Consider the following 22105-nt stretch of genomic DNA (forward strand, 5'->3'; position numbering starts at 1 on the left):
AGAGTTGATTTTTGCCCTGAATAATTATTCTAGAGCAAAATAGAGTGTTGAGGGTGTTGTCACTCAGCCTTTTAATAAACGCTGACGTTCAAATTCACGAATTTTTTCGACATATTGCTGCAAACTTTGTTTTGTTAATAGTGTGCGTTTAGCATCGTATATTTGCGCTGAGAATTCATCAGCAATTTTACGGGCGGCATTATGCATCATATTAAAGACTTGATGGGGGTCACCTTCTATCGGCAAGATCATAAACAAGGATATTCCCTGTGTAGTAAAGTTCTCAAGGCTGTCAATATCAAAATTGCCTGGTTTAAACATGTTGGCTAGGCTAAATAGTACCGGCCCTTTTCCGTTAGAATTGACATGGCGATGAAAGATATCTTGATCACCAAACTTAAACCCTAACGTAAGCAACATAGGTAACAATGCAGAGCCAGCAATAGGATTATCATCTGCCGACTTAACATTCAGCACTAATACCTCTTGAGGTTGTGCAGGTTCTACTGGTTTGGCTTTTACGTCCTCTTTTGGTTCAGGTTCTGCAACAGGCTCATCATCAAAATCAATGCGCAGTTGGTCTTCAGCAATTCTTGGCTCACGGCGCTTTTTAACTGTATCTGCCTTTTTACGCTTAACCAAATTACGAGCTTGTTCAGATAAACTCAATTTTTCAGCCAAAGCAGCTTGAGTGTGTTCTTCGGCCTCTTTTACATTGGTTGCCTCAGGAGAATTGCTCGTAATTGACTGTTCCTTTGAAATGTCTTTATCACCAGCATTATCCGCCTCGGTTGTTTCCTTTTTTAATAGAAAAGGTGGGGGTTCTGGCGCTTGATAATTATCATTGGAATGTAAGCCGTTATTAGACGGTGCTGTAAACTGCGGGGTAAGCACTTTTGCTTTATGTGATGTTGCCCGTTCTTGTTGGGTAATCGCCACGGTTTCCGCCGCTAAAGAGGTATATTTTGCGGCATACTCAGGCTTAGGCTGTGTCACCACCGACGCATATATTTTGCTGGTTGGGGCCGTAGGTTCTGGGTCTGATTCCGGTTCTGCTACTGGTGTTGACTGCGCAGCAACAACGGGCTCGTCGTCCTCCGTGTCCACTTTTGGCTCCCTAGACACAACACGCACCGCGCCTAGTCCTAAATCATCAAATTCATTAGTAGCTAACTCAGAATCCACTTCATTAGTTGGGTCATCATCTTCTATATCGAATTTGATAGTTGAATCTTCAACCAAGTCGTCATTTAAAGCGTTTGTGTCATTGCTAATGTCGTCATACCCATCAGTATCAGACTGCCACCCAGAAGGTTGATACTCTTGGTCATTTTGACGTTTTTTGGCGTTTGTTTTTTGTTCACCATTTTTGCGAGATAGCCAAATACCATGAATGGCAATACCTGTAATTGCCAAACTACCAAGTATTATTAACGACCAACGTAAAACATTTGCTTCCATTTAACTTACTCGTACTTCATTATTATTCATTAAAAGGGATACTGTTTTTATGCTTAGGCCTGCACTATGGCCATAGCTTCATCAACATCAACAGCAACCATACGTGACACTCCTGGCTCCGCCATAGTCACACCGGTTAAATGTGTCGCCATTTCCATGGCTATCTTATTGTGCGTAATAAAAATAAACTGCACTGTTTTTGACATCTCAGACACTAACTTGCAAAAGCGAACCACATTAGCATCATCTAAGGGTGCATCAACTTCGTCTAATAAACAAAAAGGCGCTGGATTTAATCTAAAAATAGCAAATACCAATGATAAAGCGGTCAGCGCTTTTTCACCACCAGAAAGTAAATGAATAGTACTGTTCTTCTTACCCGGTGGTCTGGCCATAATAGTCACACCTGTTTCGAGTAAATCATCACCCGTTAGTTCAAGATACGCCATTCCACCGCCAAAGACCTTAGGAAATAACATTTTTAAGTCTTCGTTCACTTGATCAAAGGTTTCTTTAAAACGAGAGCGGGTTTCTTTATCAATCTTGCGGATCGCTTGTTCTAAAATCTCCAATGCTGACACTAAATCATCATTTTGATCATCAAGATGTTTTTTACGCTCAGCCTGGATATCAAATTCTTCAACCGCTGCAAGGTTAACTGCACCTAGTCTGCCCACTGACGCAATGGTTTTATCCAATTGAGTTTGCCATGCATTTTCAGTTGCATCTTCGGGTAAGGTATCCAACACTGATTTGAGATTTTGTTGCATCTCTTGTAATTGGTCTAATACACCCTTAGCGCGAACACGATACCCTTCACATTCAAGTTTAATACTTTGTAATTCGCTGAGCATCATCTGAATTTTATCAGTCACCCCCTGTTGACCTTTTTCAGCCACTGCCAGCTTTTCTTCAATGATAGATAGCTTATCATTCAACTCTTGTTGCTGAATATCTAAGATGGCTTTTTGCTCTAATAGCTGTTGCAACGACTCTTGTTGGTCTTCTAATGGCATAGCCAACTCTGCAAACTCTGTGTTTAATAAACCCAACTTTTGCTGCATGTTATTTAATAGATGTACTTCACGCTGCTGATTTTCCGTTAATCCTTGATATTGACTTTGTACACTTTGTAAATGCAAAGCCAATTGATGTAACCTATTTTTAGTGGTTTCCAATTGCGTACGATTATCGGCGACTTTTTGCTGTTGCTGCTCTCGATTTAACTCAAAATCGAGTTGCTGCTCTTGTAAGCTTTCAACTGCTTGTTCTAGTTCTTCAGCTTGCGAAGATAACACCTCTAGTTGCTGCTGCTCTTGTTCTGAAGTTTCTTGCTGGCGCACTAATTCTTGAGAAAGCCGAGTGTTTCGTCCCATATTTTGCTGTTGTTGCTGTTGCAACAACTGTGCTTTGTTTTTGGTTTGTTGCAAATTGAGCTTTAAATGCTCAAATTGTTGCTTGGTGGTTTCAGCATTTCGTTTAGCAATAACCAGCTCATCTTCTTCGTTACTCACCGCCACATCGGCTTCTAAAAGGGAACTTTGTACAAGCTCCAGTTGTTCTTCAAGTTGTTTAATTTGATTAGCTCGTTTTAACAAACCACTTTGCTGATCGGCACTGCCTACAATTATCCAGCCCTGCCCCATCCAATAACCATCTTGCGTCACTACACTTTGATAACTCTTCAAGTTAGCTAACATTACTAGCCCTTGCGCTAGATCAGTTGCGCACATAATGTGGGTTAACCAGCTCGGAAGAGCCTTGTTGTTAAGTTTAGTCGCAATACTTTTATCATTGATCTTGGTTGAATCAATATCGATATAGTCATCTTGAAACAACCAAGTTGAACCAGACAATTCAATTAATTGGCTTTTTTGTGCACTGTGTGGAAGCACTATGGCACTTTGCCATTGTTGAGTAATCGTTTCGAATGCTTCTTCCCAGCCATTTTGAATATCTAAGGTTTGCCACCAAGACTGGTTGCTAAGCTGATGATTTTCTAAGAATTCTTGTGATTTTTTATCGAGATCATTGCTTTGTTGTAAGGCATTTAACGCCGCCAATTGGGCTTCGAAACTTTGTATCTCGCCTCTTAACTTCATTTGATTTTGTGCAACTTGTTTTAAACTGAGTTGCACACTTTGTTCAATAGACAAAGATTGCTGTGTTGCTTCAGCACTTTGTTCAATCTGTTCTTCAAGTATTAATATTTCTTGTTCACTCTCTTCTAATTGTATTGCTAACTCATCATCTGAGACTTCGTTTAGTTCATCTTTAAGTTCGCCTATGCGCTGTTGAGTGCGCATTTGCATCGACATTAAAGACTGAATTTGTCCATGACAACTTTGTGCTTGTTGCTTGCGTTGATTAAATTCTAATTCTTGATTTCGCCATTGGTGTTGTTGCTGGCTAAACTGCTCTTCGGCTTCCAGCAAGCTAATTTGTGCTTGCTCTAGCAGTTCTTCAGACAACAGTTTCTCAGGCTCAGCTATAGCAAGTTGTTCCTCCAGTTCCTCAATTTTTTGAAGATTTTGCTGGTGATGAATTTCATTATCGGTAATAGATGCTTGCAAGGAGTAAGTTTCTTGCTCTATTTGCTGACGTCTTTGTTTGGTATGAATTTGATTCTGTTCAATGCGAGTAATATCGGTACTGACGCGAAACACTTGTTGCTGAATATCACTTAATTGTTGTTTGAAATCTTGCTGCTGTTGCTTAAATTCGGTGATGTCTTTTTCTTCATTTCTCTGGCTCGCTACATAAGCCTCTATATCCGCGTCTTTTTTGGCTATGTCGGATTCTAGAATGTCTATCTTCTTACTATGTTGTCGCCAACGAATAGCGGCTAATTCCGCTTTGTAACGGCGCTCACTTTGTTTAAGCTCTTTATAACGCTTAGCCGCAGAAGCTTGGCGTTGCAATTTTTCTAATTGTTGGCCTAGTTCACCACGCACATCTTCTAGGCGTTCTAGGTTTTCTTTGGTATGGCGAATCCGGGTTTCGGTTTCCCGGCGACGTTCTTTATATTTTGAGACACCCGCTGCTTCTTCAATAAATACACGCAATTCCTGAGGTTTAGATTCAATCAAACGAGAAATCATGCCCTGTTCTATAATGGCGTAGCTGCGTGGGCCTAGTCCGGTACCTAGAAATAAGTCAGTCACATCACGGCGTCGGCATTTTGCGTTATTCAGTAAATAACTCGATTGCGCATCTTTGGTGACTATGCGTTTAACCGATAACTCATTGTAACCTGCATATTCACCTTGAATACGCCCTGATGAATTATCAAACACCAATTCAACACTACACTGGGAAACGGGCTTTCGGGCGGTTGAACCATTAAAAATGACGTCTGTCATGGAATCGCCACGGAGATTTTTGGCAGAACTTTCACCTAGCACCCAGCGCACAGCATCAATCACGTTGGATTTGCCGCAGCCATTTGGCCCGACAACCGCGGTCATATCATCTGGAAAAGGGATTGTAGTTGGGTCTACGAAAGACTTAAACCCAGCCAACTTAATTTTTTTTAAGCGCATATAAAGGTGGAATTGTTCCGAAAATTGTTATTATTTTTTTAGTTCAGACAGTGAATGTATCAAAAGTCATCAAGTGTAACAATTGACGTTTTGCTCCTTAGAACGACATACGTATAATAAGCATTAATTTTTTCATAAAAATTACGGTTTTTCAGTTAGTTAAAATTTTCAAAACAGCAATTCAAACAGGTGTGACATGGACTATTTTTTCCAAGGCTTTAACTTAATCAAAACCAAAGGACTAAAGCGTTTTGTATTTTTTCCTTTAGCGGTTAACCTCATTTTATTTTCCGCAGCATTTTATTTTTTATTCGGTGAAATTAGCGCAAGCATTGTTTGGTTAACTGATTTAATACCCGATTGGGAATGGCTAAGTTGGTTAAAAAACGGCTTGAGTTATATTATTTGGCCCATTGCTGTAATCACTATTTTGTTAATATTTGCTCTCATATTTGGCACCTTAGCTAATTGGATCGCAGCCCCTTTTAATGGACTCTTAGCTGAAAAGGTCGAACAACATCTTACGGGGCAACCCATGGACGACACAGGTTTAATAGATGTGTTTAAAGATATCCCACGAACCTTAGGACGTGAACTATCAAAACTTTCCTATTATTTGCCTCGAGCAATAGGATTTTTATTGTTATTTTTTATTTTGCCTGTCATCGGCCAAGTGATGTGGTTTATGTTTTCTGCTTGGATGATGGCGATTCAATACTGTGATTACCCCTGTGATAACCACAAAATCCCATTTGCTGACATGAAACGAATATTACACGCCAACCGTTCAGAAAGTTTTAGTTTTGGGATTACGGTCAGTGTGTTTTCACTTATTCCAATATTGAATTTTTTAGTGATGCCAGTGGCTGTGTGCGGTGCAACGGCACTGTGGGTCGATAAGTTAAAAAAACGCATTTAATAGCGTTACTAAAAGCTAGTTAAGAAGGTAAGTGAACTAAATCACAACTTACGCAGTAAAACTGAAAAAAGTAGCCCTTAGATAAGTGGTTACTCAGTCTAATAAATGATCAAGGGTAATCACATGAAAATTGGGATAGGGATATTTTGTTTATTTACGTTGTGTTCTTTAAGGGGGTGGGCTCAGTCTTCAGCCCCTTTTACGATGACACATATTGAGTACCCCTATATTGAAGACTACACCGCACTTTTTGAAGAAATTTATATTGAGCTGGGTTTTGAATTAACCATTATTCCAACCCCTTCAATAAGAGGACTAATATTATTAGATAAAGGAAAAGTAGATGCGGATGTTATTAGGATAGCGAACACTGCTAAAAACTATCCCAATTTAATTATTGTACAACCTCCATTATATAATGCTGCTTTGACCCTATTCTGTGTTAAGGAAGTACCTTGCAATAAAGAGGTTTTGACGAACAACCACACGACAATTATAGCGGCAGACAACACTATTAGTTTACTTGACCCTACAGAATTTAAAGCCCGCCAAGCCAATTTTCAACTAGGCACCAATATTCCCGAAATGCTTAAAGCGCACCGACACAACTATGCACTGCTCGTGTTAGATAACTTAATGGAGAGTCAATTCAATAGTGACTTTCAAATGTTTAAAATTAAGAGCATCCCAGTTAACCATGTCATACATAAAAAACACCTTGCTTTACTTGAGCAGCTACAGCAAAAAATACATACTAAATTACCTCAGGTTTTACACAAACGAGCCAGCAAAATTAAAACCTTGATGCAGTAATTCCCTTAGTTATTCAAAAAATTTTTAAGTTAACTAACTTGTCTTAAAAGATACAGCATGGACATTACGTAAATTAAGATTCTTTTTTACCTGCCAAAGATCATAACTCCCTTGCATTGCCAACCAAGTTTCTGGAGGCCTACCTAAGGCCTTAGACAATCTTAAAGCCATTTCAGGGGTGATACCACTCTGTCCTTTTAAAATACGATTCAAGGTGGATGATGCCACATCAAGTTGGGACGCTAAAAAACGGCAACTGTAACCAAAAGGTTCAAGATAGTTAGTTTTGATAAACTCACCAGGATGGGGAGGGTTGTAGAGGTTCATTGATAGTATTACTCATAGTATTTTTACATTGTAAAGGTTAAAACAATAAACAACAGCTTAACGATAGCGCGATGCGCATAACGCATCGATTAAAAACTCTAAAGTCAGATTACCACATACAAAATCTAATAAAAGTGCCCCAATTATGAGAAAACGTGTACTCACTGCAACCATTAAAATTAGCGGTTTTAATAGACTTTAGAACATATTGATGCAATGTTCTATTGTTTATACGACGCTTGTTCCCGTAACAAATCTCCCAGTTTCAGAATGAAGTTTTTCAAAGCAATGTCTTTTGTTGCGCCAATAGTTAACTTAGATTCCCGGCTAATTTTAATGGTTTTTCTTTTGATAATACCGTTTCTACTCACCGCTATTTGGGCGTTCATTGAGATTATTTTGCCAGACTCCATTTCGGGCATCGCAATTTCGGTAAAATCGATATGCAATTTTGTTTGAGCTGAAGGCATCACACGAACACCTGACCTATTTAAAGAGTGAATTAAAGAGTCTTCAAAATTTTCTTTATCCTTATCAGAAAACATTAAGTTGTTTTTTGTTTGTGATGATGATTCTGGGTAACTGAGTGCGGCAAGTTCTATTATCCTTAAACCATCAAGGTTTCCCATATCAACAGTTTGCACAGTACTTTGTGTGAAGAGACCATTTTGTTCATTTAAAGCACAGCTACTGAGTCCGGTAATCAGCAAGAAAATGCAAACTAGATATTTCACTTGTGGGTTACCAATCTCAAAAGCGTTTCTGCGGCAATAGGCGGTTTGTGATCTGTATCTAGTGCTTTATCGTTGGTTAACGCCCTAATCAAACTGCTTATTTTTTCATTTGCGGGACAGTGAATGTGTAACGCTTTAGCATGTTTTAAGATGGCGCCGTTTATATGCTCAATTTCAGTTGATTTACCCTGCGACACATCCCACCACATAGAGGAACGTACATTAGGATCTATGGCTAACATTTTGTTGGCCACGCGGCTAAAAATAAAATTGGGTAGCCGCAATACCATAGGGATTTTGTGAGCAGAGATGGCCGTCACTTTGGGAAGTGTTATCGCTAACGCATCCGCTACTTGCAATAACTCCCCCATGAGTAAAGCAATGACCTTGCGATAACTACGCTGCTCTAACATAGCTTTGACCGGAATATCGGCTAATGCATTAACACTGTTACCCAAATTTAATTGTAACTTTGCCCACAATAGCGCGTCCATTTCTGCTGTGGTAGTGACGGGTAGCAGTTCTGAATGTATTGCCATAACGACTGTACTGATGCCAACTTTAGACTGTGGTGTCTGTTCAATTGTCAGCTTACCTTCTGAACCACGGTGATAATGACCAGGGGATAGTTCAACTACATTAAAAGGCACCATGACTCTTAAAACCAGGTTTTCAGGATAGGCTTGTTTCACAGCCGCGTCTGAGCCCAAACCATTTTGACAACAGAGAATAATGGTATTCTCGTCAACTAATGGCGCTATATCGATAACCGCTTGTTTAATGCCAGTACATTTAACGGTTAGCCATAAAAACCTAGCTTTTTTAATTGTAAAATTTGGCGTCGATAGCTGTATATCATCGAGCACATCTATTTTAGCTATGATGGCCTCATGGCCTTGGTAATCAGTGAGTTTTAAACCTGATGTAAGTTTTGATTTTGCCTTTGCTCGACAAATTAATGTGGTTTGAAATCCCTGAGCACTCAGAGCACCACCTAAATAACTACCAATCAGGCCCGCACCAAAAATTGTATGTTGCTCCCAGGAGAAAAAATCTGTCATTGAAGAACTGCATATTCAAAATAGAGATTAAAACACCTTATCACAAAGCAAAGGGCCTGTTGACCTTTTGCCAATGGGTAAATTCACTTACAATAGCCGCGTTTGTTTATCCATTTTTAATCGAAGTGAGCATTATCTTTGACTGCTAAATTGTCACCCCTGTTGTCTCGATTGACAGATTTTTGTTGGTTGTTCTTTCCCACATTGCTTTTTTTTAGTGTCTTGTATGGTTTTTATTTTTATAACACTGAGTTGCTACAAAGCTGGTTAATCAATCTTTGGTGGTTGAGTTATGCCAGTTTAGCTATTGCCGCGATTATTGCCTTACAGTTTGGTCGAAGTCGACTGGTTTATGCATGTTTATTATTGTTAATTATTGCAGCGAATAAAGTTCTCACATTTCCTCCTGAATTACTCGATGCGAAATACAGCGGCATCTTGTTTGGTTTTGTATTTTTGATGTATAGCAAAGACAAAGGATTTTCGGCTATAAACTTTAGTTTTAGCTTAGTGGTGTTTTTAAGCTTATTTGCAGTAAGTTGGTTAGCTATTCCAACGCTGCAACAGTTTAGCCAAGCATGGTTAACTTCTTTAGACGGTATGTTATATCAACTGTCTCCCGATTTACGCACTTTAGTGACTCCTTTTAACAGTGCCTTACTTATTGTTAGCCTGTTACTAGGCTTGTTAAGATTAGTGATCAAAACTGATAACACCCATAACGCTTTATTTTTTGCGTTAGTGTTAAGTGCCTTGATGCATATTGTTGGCGATACTGACTTTGGGTTGATTAGTATCGTCAGCTTAGCGGGTTTGTTCTGCTATTCGATACTCAAAGACAGCTTTACCATGGCCTTTAAAGATGAACTAACAGGGATCCCGTCTAGGCGCGCATTAATGCAATTTGTACAAACCCTAGGTCGTAAATATACGGTTGTGATGTCTGATATCGACCATTTTAAAAAGTTTAACGACACCTATGGCCATGATGTGGGTGATGAAGTATTAAAACTTGTGGCCAGCAAATTGGATAAAGTATCTGGTGGCGGAAAAACCTTTCGTTTTGGCGGCGAAGAATTCATTATCGTTTTTCCCCGAAAAACAGCAGCTGAAGTCACACCTTTTGTAGAAATGGTGCGCCAAACCATAGCTAATTACGATATTGCTTTACGGGCTAAACCTCGCCCACCTAAACCTAAGAAAGCTTTGGCAGCTAAAAAACCAGCCGCTAAAAAGCCCGCCAAAGAACAAATAGTCAAAGTGACGACTAGCTTTGGTGTAGCTCAGCGGACAAAAGAACATGCAGACTTTGCCAGCATAATGAAACAGGCTGATATTGCCTTGTATGCAGCTAAAAAAGGCGGTCGAAATTGTGTAAGGATCGCCAAACAATGAGCTTAAGCATATGAATTCCAATCCTCATACAAAACTGCTAGTACTCGGATACGTTTGGCCTGAACCTAATTCTTCGGCTGCGGGTAGCCATATGTTGAGCTTATTGACTCTGTTTGTGAATCAGGGATATCAGGTTACTTTTGCAAGCCCTGCTCAACAAGGAGATCATAAAGTAGACTTAACCGAACTGGGTATCGCGGAACAAAGTGTAGCGCTTAACTGCAGTAGTTTTGATGGCTTCATCAAAGAACTGAATCCCACTTTAGTGTTGTTCGACCGTTTTATGCTTGAAGAACAATTTGGCTGGCGAATAGCGAAATATTGTCCTGACGCGATACGTATTTTAGATACTGAAGATTTACATTCACTACGCCATGCTAGGCATCAGGCGCTAAAACAAAATAGAGCCGTCACTAATGCAGACCTCAATAGCGATATAGCGAAACGTGAAATAGCGGCTATTTTTCGCTGTGATTTGAGTTTGATTATCTCCGACTTTGAATTGGCATTGCTTACAAACCATTACTCTGTGCCTGAACATATACTACTCCACTGCCCTTTTATGTTAGACCTAACTAACCTACCTGAATCAACATATGGCTACACAGACAGGCAACATTTCATCAGCATTGGTAATTTTCGTCATGAACCCAATTGGGATGCAGTATTGTTTTTAAAACAACACATCTGGCCGTTAATCCACAAACAATTACCCAAAGCCGAATTACATGTTTACGGCGCTTATCCGCCACCCAAAGCGACGCAGTTACATAATCCCAAACAATGCTTTCTAGTCAAAGGTTGGGCCGAAGACGCCAAACAGGTAATGCAACAAGCCAGAGTATGTTTAGCGCCATTGAGGTTTGGTGCGGGTATTAAAGGTAAATTAGCTGAAGCAATGTTTTGTGGTACACCCAATGTCACGACAAACGTTGGAATTGAAGGCATGACTATGGGGTTTGATTGGCCAGGATTAACAACAGATTTAAATGCCTTTGATAGTTTTGAAGACAGTGCCCAAAATATTGCTAACCATGCAGTACAGCTATATCAAGAAGAAGCTCTGTGGCAACAAAAACAACAACAGGGTTATCAACTGATTAAAGCCAATTTTACCAAAGATAAAATCCAAGCCAAATTGTTAGCGAGAATAACTGCTATACAAAACAAGCTAAGCACTCATCGTGCAGATAACTTCATTGGGCAAATGTTGCAACACCACCAGCTTAAAAGCACCCAGTATATGGCACAGTGGATTGAAGCTAAAAATAGTCGATAAATGATAAAACCAAGTTTTATTTGGGACTAAAAATAAACTCAAGGCGATTACCACTTGGCTCACGTATCATCATATGTTTACCAGGCCCGCCAAATGCAAGCTCAGGTGCAAACTCTATCACTACACCTTCAATCTTTTTAAAGCGTTCATATAATTCATCTAAAGCTTCAAAGCTAACCACAGTCAGCGCTAAGTGGTGTAGTCCTACGTTTTTTTTACGGTCAAATTTCACTGTATTGACTTGCGAGCTAGTTTGCCAAAGTGTTAGGAATACTTTTCCATCACTTACAAATTTTGCAGGGTAATCAGGGTCCCCGCCTTTTTCTTCCCAACCTAGGGTATCAATAAAAAAAGAGACTGAGCTATCCAGATTGCTTACCGTTAGTCCTAAATGATTAAGGCCCTCGGTAAGAATTGTACTTTTGGCGTTGGCGTTAAAACTTAAAACAGAAATAAAAAGTAGAGCAGCGATTAGTTTCGGCATTTGTATCAGGTCCCTATTAAATAATGACTACAATTCGCTATCAGACCGTGCACCTAACAAAAGTATTGCAAGAAATAAAAGACAGCCTTCACAAATTATTATAAATATGAGTTACCTTTAACTTTTTACTGAAGCGTTTATTATGCCTAAATTATCGAGACTGCCATTAAGAAATGGCAATTGAGTACTAAATAACTTCACACAAAAGTACGAAAGACTACGGCTACTTTAAAAAAACAATGGATACCAAACAATTATGAAAACCATGCTATTTCAAACACTACTTGTGGTAATGCTAAGCTGTTTAAGTCACCTTACTCAAGCTCATGAGTTGCAGCAACCCACACAAGTAGACAATGCTGTTACTGTCCCAATCTACCAATTATTCGACGCCATGCGTGAACATGATCAACACAAACTGCTAGCTCAATTCACTAAGCAGGCATTATTGCAACGCATTACCCATACCGGGGAAGTGATCAACACTGATGTGAAACAATTTGCACTCAGTATCAGCAAAAATAGCGCCACTTTAGATGAGCATTTATTGGCAGTCACGACTCAACAACAAGATGAATTGGCCAGTGTTTGGACCCCCTTTGCCTTTTATCTAAATGATAAATTGAGTCATTGTGGTACTAACAGCTTTCAATTAGTACAGATCAACGGTGCGTGGAAAATCCAATACTTAATTGATGTCACTTACGCTGGTGATTGTCAGGCTTTTGTAGCAAAACATAAAATTCAATAACTAGATCATTATAAAGCTGGCGCACCTAGTCTCCAGTCTTGCCAGTTATTCACTATATGATCTGTCACTTTAGCGCCCACTAATACAATGTTTTCAACTGTTTCGGCAAAACCACCTGCAGTCTCTCCGGGGGCAGGATCTAAATGTTCTAAGGTAGTTTCTTTTGGATTACCTTGATCAAAATTAACTGATCCTCGTAAGCTTAAAATACGTTGTGTGCCCAAACTACGACTGATTACTTGGGTAATTGCTGCGGCTTCCATTTCAGTGGCTACGTAATCATCAGCGCCATATAACTCGGTGATGTATTGGGCTTCTTTCGACAATCCAGGCCCATGAAAAAAGGTGTCGCCTGTCATATGTGTACCCTTAAGCACTTTAGGCAATCGCCTTGCCTCTGCTTGGGGGTAACGCATACGGTAGGCTTGGGCTTCAGGTGAATCTTTGAGTTTTAGGTCTGCGGTTAACGCCATGCTCCATTTAATCAATAATGGGTTAAGTTGATAACGGCGAATATTTTCGTAGCCTTTACGTGGCATAAAAGTCGGCGCGCCTACCTCTCCTTCTTCTGGTGCCCAGCGATGACCTAAGTCGTAATCTATTAACCAACTGCCCCAACTCACATCACCTATAGTACCTTTTGAAGGTGGTGTGCCGCCTACTCCACTTAAAACGAAATAGCTGTCCGAAAAGTCGAATTTTGGGTTCAATAAAATGGCTTGCATTGAAGCAGATGACGCCACCTTACCCATACCTAATACGCCGCCACACACACCATGGTTGTTGCAGTAAATAGGCTTATGTGCCCCTTTTATAGAAATTGGCGAACTGTCTTTAAAATAACGTTTATACCAATGTTGAAATTCACCGGCTTTATCACCTGAATTAGCGCCTATTTCAAACATGGCGGCAATAAATACTTTCACCTCAATTGGCTTATCGCTGGCTGCTACTGGATGACAAAACGCCAAGGCGCTGAGTAATATCAAAGCGACTAAATTATGCATATTCACAATAATTCCTCTGTTATTAATATCGGTGAACACAATCCTTAAGGATTAGCGTTAACCACTTTTTCCAAATTCGACAAAAAAGGTAAGGCTTCAAAACTTAGGGGTAACTTAACTAACTTTTCACCTTGTGAATTTAACACCAACAAAGTGGGAAACCCCGTGACTTGGTAGTCTTGCATAAAGCTTTTACCTGCTTCAGAGTCGTACTCAATTCGCGCATAAACAAAATGTTGATTAAGGCGATCCTTAACTCGCGTATCTGAAAACACTTGTTGATCTAATTTACGGCAGCTTGGGCACCAAATGGCTGACATATCCGCCAAGACTAATTTATCAGTACTTTTTGCCAGCTGCAGTGCTTGTTCCAAGGTATGCAGTTGCAATCCAGTCTGCTCTATTGCTTGTTGCCCTAGAAAACTCTGCACGGCCTTATTGCCGTAATACCCTAAAACGGATAACAATAATATGATCCCGCCAATGACTAAGGATTTACTAAAAGTTGAACCCCTCTGGTGCTGCTTATTTAATAACATTTAACTTTCTTGAGTAGCAGATGGATGTTGGCAATATGCCATTATTTTGTCGACTACTGCCGATAACCCATTTCCTCTGGACTGGCTTAGATGTCTACCCAAATGTAAGGATTCTAAGTATTCCGCTAAGTTAAAGACTAAGACTTGATGACTTGTTTTCCCTGATAAGGCTTCAAATATCACGGCCAATAAACCACGAACAATTTTGCTAGGGGAATCACCCTGTAGCACTAGTCTATCATTTTCCAAAAGACAGTGGACCCAAACCTGGCTTTCACAGCCATGCACAGCTGTGACTTCGGTTTTATATTGCTCTGCTAACCTAGCTAACTCTTTTCCCGCTAACATCAATTGCCTGTAGGTTTGATCCCAAGTTTTTGCTTGTTGAATTGACTGGGCAATAGGTAGCAGTTTTGTTTGCTCTACTTTGTCTACGCTGTGGTTAGTCTCTACTTGAGTGACAGGCTCTGTTAATAAACTAATACATTCAATTAATGCCGCACCTAAGGTATTAATTTCTGATTTGGTATTATATGTGGCCAAAGACACTCTAACAGTGCCGTCTAATCCCAATTCATGCATCAAGGGCATAGCACAATGATGCCCTACCCTAACGGCAATATTGCGTTTATCTAACAACACTGCCAAGTCATAATGACTAACGCCTGGTATAGTAAAAGATTGCACGCAAATACTATTCACTTTGTCACCCCATAACTTTACTTGGGGAATACCCGACAAAACACTCAATAAATGCTGATATAAGGTCTCTTCAATCTGCATCATGGTATTTTTATTGTTCTGAATAAATTCACTGGCCACTCCAATACCCAACACCCCTGCAATATTCGGCGTACCGGCTTCAAACTTTAAAGGTGGCGCTTGAAAAGTAGTTTCAGCGAAGCTTACTTTTTCAATCATCTCGCCGCCTAACTGATAAGGGGGTAATTGTTCTAACAATTGATACTTTCCGTACAACACTCCTATACCAGTAGGCCCAAACATTTTATGGCCACTAAACACATAAAAATCACAGTCTAATTGTTGTACATTTACGTTTAAATGACTCACGGCTTGGGTACCGTCTATTAGGGTTAACGCCCCCATTTGTTTGGCTTTGCTTAAAATTTCTGCAATCGGATTAATGTTCCCTAGAGCATTAGACACATGAGCGACTGCAACCAAAGCTGTGGTTGAATTAATCATTTGCAGCGATTCTTCTAGCTGTAGCACCCCCATTGCATCAACCGGCATTACCCTAAGTTGCAGCCCAAGATCCTTTGCCACATGTTGCCAAGGCACAATATTTGCGTGATGTTCTAAAGCAGATACCAAAATACTGTCACCCGCTTTAAAGTGATTTTTAGCTAAACCACTGGCCACAAGGTTTATGCTTTCAGTCGCCCCTTTAGTCCATACAATTTCCTTATGGCTCTTAGCACCAATAAAGTGCTGAATAGTCTTGCGACACTGCTCAAATTGCTCAGTGACACTGGCCGCTAGTTGATGACTAGAGCGATGCACATTCACCGCTCGCTCTTGATAATACTGCTGAGTAACAGCGATAACCGACTGTAATTTCTGACTGGTAGCTGCGCTATCCAAATACACACTGCTCTGCGAGTTTGGACCGAAAAAAAAGGGAAAATGCTGACGTAAAATATTGGCTGACATGAATACTATAAAACAAATAAATTTCTGAGGATTATTGTTGTCAATCGACCGCAGATTAGCAAGGTATTTAATATACCGTATTACCATAGGCTACACTAAATCCTCAAAACATCGTCATTAAGTTACTGACGATAAACTATTGATATTTAAATACATCTAAATCACTCTGCCCCCTAAAGGTAATAAATTTTCCAGCCAACGATTAAACCAACCAAGCCCTCATTCGCTAATTTTAGACAAGGTGTTTATACTGAAAAAACACTCCCATTCGGGAAATGTCAGTTTATAGGATTAAAACTTTAATGAGCGACATAACATTTCACCCAATTGCAACGCACCAAAGTCTGCCAGAATACCAAGTTGGTATTGCAACCAACACCTGTGAATTTCCCGGCATAGCGCAGTGCATCGCCATTGTGGGCATGATGTCAAATAGAATGATTTGCGCTCATGTTTCTCCAGGAACAACACAAGTCCAAATGAATGATATTTTTGATTACCTCAAACAAGCCGGTGGTGATGAGGTGAATTATTGGTACCTACTTGGCCCAACTGAACATCATTTTATTGGAAGATCCACATTGTGGATGTCTTTGAAAGACATCAAAAAGACCTTTAAAGCTAAATTAAATAATAAATCAACCAGCTATCTTTTCCTTGATGCTTCGGACGAGCGGAACACTAAGGTCGACTTCCCCGAAGGGCAATTCAGAATTGCTTCCATTGATATTCGAGCCCTTAAACACGGCAGTTTACTACAGTTTTCCTGGAAACTTAGAGAGGGAAGACAAAAGACTCGGGGAGATTGGATACAATTTGATCTTAAAAAATTCAAACGTTTTTAAAGTGTTTATTTAGATCTAATAGGCTGGTAATAACTCACCTATCAAAACCAAGATAATTCTATGGCTAACTCTACGCTAGTCTAAATATCCTTTGAGTATCACACACTAACTAATTGTTTGATTTTTATCGTGCAAGGCATTAAATAAAAATTGAATCCCATAAAGTTATCAACATAAAAATCTTTCAATTATCCTAATTTCTTTACTCAGTTATAAAGTAGCGGTAGATTGCTAGCGACTTATAAATGAATGTTAAAGGGCGTAATTCCTTTTAGATTTTATCAACGACCAATATCCCTATTATTTAAAATATCTTTATATCCGTTACTTTTTAGGAATACCATTATGTTTAACGTTAAATACCTCACATTAGCACTATTAACTTATACTTTGTTTTCATTACAAACTGTTACTGCTGAAGAAGTGACAAATGATACCGATAAAATTTTAATTACCGTTGTACTAAAACATCAGCAGGATAAAAATTTAACTGAATTACAAAGAAAGATGGACGAAAGCCGGTTTTGGCAATCATTTCCTCCAGAAGGCGTGGAAATAGAATCATGGTATGTTGCTATGGGACTGGGGCAAGTCATTACAGTAAAAATCCACCCTAAGGACCTTAGAAAACTGAATTTGGCCATAGAGAAATCTGCCTGGGGTGCCTTTACCACCGACATTTATCCAACCTATGAGTTTCGTGACATAGCAAAATCAATCAAAGCAGAAAAGTTGGCGGCAGACAAAAAATAATAAAGTTTGCATAAAGATCCATAGAAATTGCCACACAATTTAAATGAATGTCCGTTTCATTTACAAACAAAATAGCTCCCAGCTGTAACCTTGCTACTGGGATCTATTCTAAGTTCAGTGTAGGACTCACCAAGTCTAAGATGTCAGCATTGTGAGTCGTACTGATGTCGACACTGTCTAACACTGAAGTCAGACTATTTACTTGGATAACTTTTAGCAGATGTTCGGGTATTGGTTCTAATATTGGGGTGTTCATCCCGTTTGAGGTAGTAATTAAACGATTTTTATGAAGGGTGAATTTATCTCCCATTTTTATGCCGTTTTCAATGCCCATATTGATGGTCAGTTTTTGTTGGTTATTATTAATAATTTGCGCAAAACTTTTTTCACATTGCAGTAAGCTCGCCACTTCTGATACTGCGCCATTAACAGTATTAAGCACCACACGACCATAGTCGCTGCGCCAAAATAAACTATTATTGGTGTCTACACTATACTCGTCATTAAATTCCCAAGTTGCTTCGCTGTGGTAAGATTCTTGAAACAAAATATTGTGTCTGTAAGCATCCAAAACATAGACTTGAATGGTAAAATTGCGCCTCAGCGTGACATCATCACTTAACAAGGCTTCTTTCACTTGTTCAAACAAACTAATGTCTCTAATAAATCCAAACACAATAAATTGCTGACCATATTGTCTGGCCAAATAATTTGATTTTTCAGTTATTTCACGTAGGTTAATTTCTTCGTGAACGCGCACATTGGTAAAGGCTTTATCAATCATTGAAACCTTAGGTGCATTTTGCTCAGAGCTTAACTGACGCTCAAAACGTTTGGTAATTTGTTTACCTAAGTCAAACAATCCTCCGTGACTGGCTTGTTTAGGCCGTAACAATTGAAATTGAGTTATCAAAACCGACCTGGCATATCGGTCGTTGCTACAATTAAATAATGGGGTAATGTCGACTCTGACTATCACACTTAAAGTATCATCAAGAACTGTCTCGCTGAGTATTTCCACTCTTTGGATACTGCCTTGGGTGGTAATCACAGATTTACTGCTAACCAATAATCCGTCTAAAACGATATCCTCTGCTGCCACAAAACTACCATGTTGAAATGACGCGTTAGCCACTGCATTTTTGATAGCCTGTACCCGAGCACTTTCAAGATCGGCACCATCTAAGGTAACAGTTGCTTGTCCTTGCTGCCAAACAGCCCGTGCCTTAGGCGAAAAACAACAGCTGCCAATTATGGTAATTACCACTATCCAAAGTAAATAATGAGAATTTTGCATTACTTAAATATCGCGAATAGTTTGTCTAACATTGAATCCTGTTGGTTGTTATGAAGCTTTCCTTTACCGCTATATTCAATACGAGAATTCCCCACTTTAGAAGAGATAATAGTATTAGCCGCATCTATGTCGGCGGTGCGAATTTCTCCTGAAAACCGTACATACTCTTGGCCAGTGTTTAGGGTAATCCATTTTTCTCCAGCCACAACCAAATTGCCATTAGGCAATATTTCAAGAACATATACAGTAATGTCTCCATTTAGAGAGTTTGACTGATCGGTTTTTGATGAACTATCAAGATCATTTTCTTGGCTATGCTCGATATTAAAATCACCTTCAGCAACCTTAATGGGTCCTGCGCTAACACTCACAGGACTCAGTATAAAGTTACTACTTTTGTCAGATGAATAGTTAAGTGATTTTTTGGAAGAAGTAGACTCATCCAATTTAACTAAAACCATATCTCCTACTCGGTAGTTTTTATGTAACTGATAGAGACTCCCAGCATTCACTTCATTAAACAAAGAACCATTAGGCACTTGCACTATTTCTATGTTTTCCATGTGGATGGGTTTGTAGTTTGGATCATTTGGCATCACTTGATCATTTTTGATGGCGACGGCTCTTTGATTAACCAAAGGGTTACTAGGCGTGTCTTCAACGACCTGTTGCTCAACAGTGGGGGTTTGACTGCAAGCACACAAAACAACTATGCAAGGATAAAAATAGTGTAAATATTTGAGTTTCATAAAAAAGACATCCTAAAATACTATTTACTGGTAGTAACTACGTTAAGAACGGCCTCTCATATATCCAACTCTTGCAGGGATAGTAATGTAAAAAATTCATCCCTAATACAGCACATTGTTCGTTTGCACATTGTTTGCACTTTTGCGCTTTGCAACTTTGGAAACCTAAGGTTAAAGTTACTCTGAGGTAAAATTGGAGAGGTATTGACAGCTATTTAACAAATGCTGAACGTTATTCTTGTGAATGCTATAGATAGGCTATTACTGACGAAACGTGCAACATTGTTACTGAAGGCAACCGTGGGGACAGTTGCTTAGTCAATCTAATTACTACCGGATTAAACATGACAATAATTGACACCCTTAGCAGTAGTCTAAAATTGGGTTCAGTAGTTGAATCAACTTCTACTGACAATTCTACTATCGATGGCGTTACCAGTTCTTTAGGTCAAGTCTTCGACAACTTAATGTCTTTAATGCAATCAGATGAATCAACTTCTGATGATGCCAGTGACAGCGAGGCGTCTACGGACGAACTAGTAAATAGTATTGCCACTTTGACTGATCCTATTGAAACTATTCAACAAGGCCTAATCGCGGCTTTAGGTCTGAACAATTTTGGAGCCAGTACATTAGCTGACTTAACCTCAGATGAGTCTATTGCCAGCTTACAAAATGCTTTTTTGGTAAGTCTGCAAGCGAACCTATTTAGTGCTTCAGATACTGGGAGCGACACTATTGCCGATGGTACTAGTAGTATCAGTGAAGTGGCTGAATCTAATGACTTTATAGGAAACATCGAAAACCTCTCTAATGCATTTTTAGGTGATGGAGAACTAGGGTTAAATGAGGTATTTGACACCATCAACATACTCAACCATGTGCCTATTGTTGCTGACATATACCAAGAAACCATGGCAACTGATGTCGCCCCAATTGCAGAGGTAGTGGGTAGCTTTATGTATGGTGGCGCACTAGGATTAGGCTATGCAGTGGCAAACCTAGCGGTAGAGAATTACACTGGAAAATCCATTTACAGTAACCTATTAGAAGTCTTTTTCGACGATGAACAACAAGCCACAATAGAATCAACAACCGACGCATTAGCAGAAGGAATCAACCCAGACAGCGACGCTTATCAATTTGTGAAACGCACTTTTTGACGGGTTTGAAAATTTAGGACTCGTAAATCTCCGTTCAGGTATTTCGTACCTACCTAATAATATGGTGAAGAAATACCTTATCCTTTAGTTAGCTTCAAAACGTGCTCAATAGGTTGAGGGATATCAAAATAATAACCTTGAGCATATTGCACACCGGCACGTTTAAGCGTGTCAGCTTGAAAGGTCTCTTCAACGCCTTCCCCAAGGGTATTAATATTCAACTCATCTAAGCGTTGCCGTGTTGAGGTGATTTCTTTCTCGATCACATCACCCAATTCAATACGTCTAATTACAGTAATACACAACTTTACTATTGCTGGTCGCAATACTTCAGCGGTACTGATATCAAAAAAACCGCAACCTGTATCGTCAAGCAACACCTGAATACCCAGATTTTGCAGGCGCTTAACGGCCACAGTCACCTTTCCAAGATCATCTAATGGCAGATGCTCAGTTAATTCAAATGCCAACTGGCGATGAAATGGCCTTATCTCTGATGCCTGTAGTAATGCCAATAACTCATCACTGGCCAAAACATCAGGACCTACATTAATGGTCAAAAATTGATTATTTGGGACGTAGGGTAAAAACGTTAATGCTTGCCGAGCACAAGCAAACTCAATCTCTCTTGTTAAACCAAAATGTGATGCCGAACCAAATAATTTGTCAGCTCGCTCAACAGTAGAACCTTTCGGGCCTCTGGTTAATATTTCGTAACCGGCGATAGAATCATCTTGAAGGTTAACAATAGATTGCACATAAGTTTGCAACTCTTGGTTGTCTAGTATTTGTTTAAAAGCTTGCCGCGTAATATCACAATAAGGCGAGACTTGTTTATCAAAACTTTCTACCAGTAACGCATCACTTATTCCTTCTATCGCGATAGCTTCTTGGATAGTATTTACGGTAAATTGCTCAGAATGAACAACGGAGGTATAAAGTAATGAAAAATCGATTTTTCTACCGCTACTGCCACCAAAATGTGCAACAAACATCTCTCTAAAATACTGCTGAGCCAGTGGTATCAACACCGTCTTTTGCTCTTGTATATCAAACATCACATCATCTTTGGGAGCTGACACAAACATAAAGAAAGAATAATCTGTGTAAGTCACTTCAGAGATATTGGTGTATCTTGCAAACAAGCTTTTGATTTGTGGTTCAATTGCGTTGACAAAGCTTACCCAAGCATTTTCTAGCACTATGTCACCAAGAATACTTTCCAGTATATCGGTGCTATTGATAGATGCAGCAAACACATATTGATTCCGTGACATGATTATATTCCTAACTTTAATTTATGACTTTAGGC

19 protein-coding genes and 1 pseudogene are annotated in these 22105 nt (G+C 39.4%); 8 read left to right on the plus strand and 12 right to left on the minus strand.

Annotated features, from left to right (window positions below):
• Nucleotides 1-63: 63 nt before the first annotated feature.
• Both zipA and smc read right to left on the minus strand, forming a co-directional pair.
• Nucleotides 64-1461, minus strand: coding sequence for a cell division protein ZipA (zipA, locus tag AAC000_RS04115; RefSeq protein ID WP_339720332.1), 1398 nt, complete (start codon nt 1459-1461; stop codon nt 64-66).
• 53 nt (nt 1462-1514) lie between these two features.
• Complete coding sequence (smc, locus tag AAC000_RS04120) at nt 1515-5003, minus strand: chromosome segregation protein SMC (protein ID WP_339720333.1); 3489 nt, start codon at nt 5001-5003, stop codon at nt 1515-1517.
• A 181-nt stretch (nt 5004-5184) separates the two neighbouring features.
• Between smc and cysZ the strand changes: the two are divergent.
• Nucleotides 5185-5922, plus strand: a pseudogene (gene cysZ, locus AAC000_RS04125) (sulfate transporter CysZ); the annotation flags it as partial.
• Between the two features lie 123 nt (nt 5923-6045).
• On the plus strand, nt 6046-6735 hold the full coding sequence (locus AAC000_RS04130; RefSeq protein ID WP_339720335.1) for a hypothetical protein: 690 nt from the start codon (nt 6046-6048) through the stop codon (nt 6733-6735).
• Between the two features lie 33 nt (nt 6736-6768).
• On the opposite strand, the gene AAC000_RS04135 is transcribed toward AAC000_RS04130, so the two are convergent.
• From AAC000_RS04135 to AAC000_RS04145, 3 genes are all read right to left on the minus strand, one after another.
• Nucleotides 6769-7062, minus strand: coding sequence for a HigA family addiction module antitoxin (locus AAC000_RS04135; RefSeq protein WP_339720337.1), 294 nt, complete (start codon nt 7060-7062; stop codon nt 6769-6771).
• 221 nt (nt 7063-7283) lie between these two features.
• Nucleotides 7284-7796, minus strand: coding sequence for a hypothetical protein (locus AAC000_RS04140; RefSeq protein WP_339720338.1), 513 nt, complete (start codon nt 7794-7796; stop codon nt 7284-7286).
• Nucleotides 7793-8857 (minus strand): 2-dehydropantoate 2-reductase, encoded by a 1065-nt coding sequence (locus tag AAC000_RS04145; RefSeq protein WP_339720339.1) that lies wholly within the window; start codon nt 8855-8857, stop codon nt 7793-7795. The genes AAC000_RS04140 and AAC000_RS04145 overlap by 4 nt, the downstream gene beginning before the upstream one ends.
• Before the next feature lie 138 nt (nt 8858-8995).
• Between AAC000_RS04145 and AAC000_RS04150 the strand changes: the two genes are divergently transcribed.
• On the plus strand, nt 8996-10252 hold the full coding sequence (locus AAC000_RS04150) for a GGDEF domain-containing protein (RefSeq protein ID WP_339720341.1): 1257 nt from the start codon (nt 8996-8998) through the stop codon (nt 10250-10252).
• Between the two features lie 10 nt (nt 10253-10262).
• Complete coding sequence (locus AAC000_RS04155; RefSeq protein ID WP_339720343.1) at nt 10263-11531, plus strand: glycosyltransferase; 1269 nt, start codon at nt 10263-10265, stop codon at nt 11529-11531.
• A 16-nt stretch (nt 11532-11547) separates the two neighbouring features.
• Here the strand turns inward: AAC000_RS04155 and AAC000_RS04160 are convergent, their stop codons facing one another.
• A complete protein-coding gene (locus AAC000_RS04160) occupies nt 11548-12015 on the minus strand; it encodes a VOC family protein (RefSeq protein WP_339720345.1) in 468 nt (155 codons plus the stop codon).
• Nucleotides 12016-12271: 256 nt separating this feature from the next.
• On the opposite strand from AAC000_RS04160, the gene AAC000_RS04165 reads away from it, so the two are divergent.
• Nucleotides 12272-12766, plus strand: coding sequence for a hypothetical protein (locus AAC000_RS04165; RefSeq protein WP_339720347.1), 495 nt, complete (start codon nt 12272-12274; stop codon nt 12764-12766).
• A gap of 8 nt (nt 12767-12774) precedes the next feature.
• Here the strand turns inward: AAC000_RS04165 and AAC000_RS04170 are convergent, their stop codons facing one another.
• From AAC000_RS04170 to AAC000_RS04180, 3 genes are read right to left on the minus strand one after another with little or no spacing between them, the layout of a single operon-like run.
• Nucleotides 12775-13779 carry a purine nucleoside permease gene (locus tag AAC000_RS04170; protein WP_339720349.1) on the minus strand — a complete coding sequence of 335 codons (1005 nt, stop codon included), beginning with the start codon at nt 13777-13779 and terminating at the stop codon, nt 12775-12777.
• 38 nt (nt 13780-13817) lie between these two features.
• Complete coding sequence (locus tag AAC000_RS04175; RefSeq protein WP_339720351.1) at nt 13818-14312, minus strand: thioredoxin family protein; 495 nt, start codon at nt 14310-14312, stop codon at nt 13818-13820.
• Nucleotides 14313-15986: a SufS family cysteine desulfurase gene (locus AAC000_RS04180; RefSeq protein WP_339720352.1), complete on the minus strand. Its 1674-nt coding sequence runs from the start codon at nt 15984-15986 to the stop codon at nt 14313-14315.
• 302 nt (nt 15987-16288) lie between these two features.
• Here AAC000_RS04180 and AAC000_RS04185 point away from each other — a divergent pair, with 302 nt between their 5' ends.
• Both AAC000_RS04185 and AAC000_RS04190 read left to right on the plus strand, forming a co-directional pair.
• Entirely contained in the window at nt 16289-16831 is a 543-nt protein-coding gene (locus AAC000_RS04185; RefSeq protein WP_339720354.1) for a hypothetical protein, read from the plus strand.
• A gap of 342 nt (nt 16832-17173) precedes the next feature.
• Nucleotides 17174-17584, plus strand: a complete 411-nt coding sequence (locus AAC000_RS04190; protein WP_339720386.1) for a hypothetical protein — start codon at nt 17174-17176, stop codon at nt 17582-17584.
• A gap of 103 nt (nt 17585-17687) precedes the next feature.
• Here the strand turns inward: AAC000_RS04190 and AAC000_RS04195 are convergent, their stop codons facing one another.
• Both AAC000_RS04195 and AAC000_RS04200 read right to left on the minus strand, forming a co-directional pair.
• Nucleotides 17688-18881: a flagellar assembly protein T N-terminal domain-containing protein gene (locus AAC000_RS04195; RefSeq protein WP_339720356.1), complete on the minus strand. Its 1194-nt coding sequence runs from the start codon at nt 18879-18881 to the stop codon at nt 17688-17690.
• The gene (locus AAC000_RS04200; protein WP_339720357.1) at nt 18881-19630 is read right to left on the minus strand and encodes a flagellar basal body L-ring protein FlgH; all 750 of its coding nucleotides are present in this window, start codon (nt 19628-19630) and stop codon (nt 18881-18883) included. The genes AAC000_RS04195 and AAC000_RS04200 overlap by 1 nt, the downstream gene beginning before the upstream one ends.
• A gap of 344 nt (nt 19631-19974) precedes the next feature.
• On the opposite strand from AAC000_RS04200, the gene AAC000_RS04205 reads away from it, so the two are divergent.
• Nucleotides 19975-20793 carry a hypothetical protein gene (locus tag AAC000_RS04205; RefSeq protein ID WP_339720359.1) on the plus strand — a complete coding sequence of 273 codons (819 nt, stop codon included), beginning with the start codon at nt 19975-19977 and terminating at the stop codon, nt 20791-20793.
• 77 nt (nt 20794-20870) lie between these two features.
• Here AAC000_RS04205 and AAC000_RS04210 read toward each other — a convergent pair whose 3' ends face one another.
• Entirely contained in the window at nt 20871-22070 is a 1200-nt protein-coding gene (locus AAC000_RS04210) for an EAL domain-containing protein (protein WP_339720361.1), read from the minus strand.
• Nucleotides 22071-22105: the final 35 nt, after the last annotated feature.

The organism is uncultured Paraglaciecola sp. (assembly GCF_963977085.1).
Lineage (GTDB): Bacteria > Pseudomonadota > Gammaproteobacteria > Enterobacterales > Alteromonadaceae > Paraglaciecola.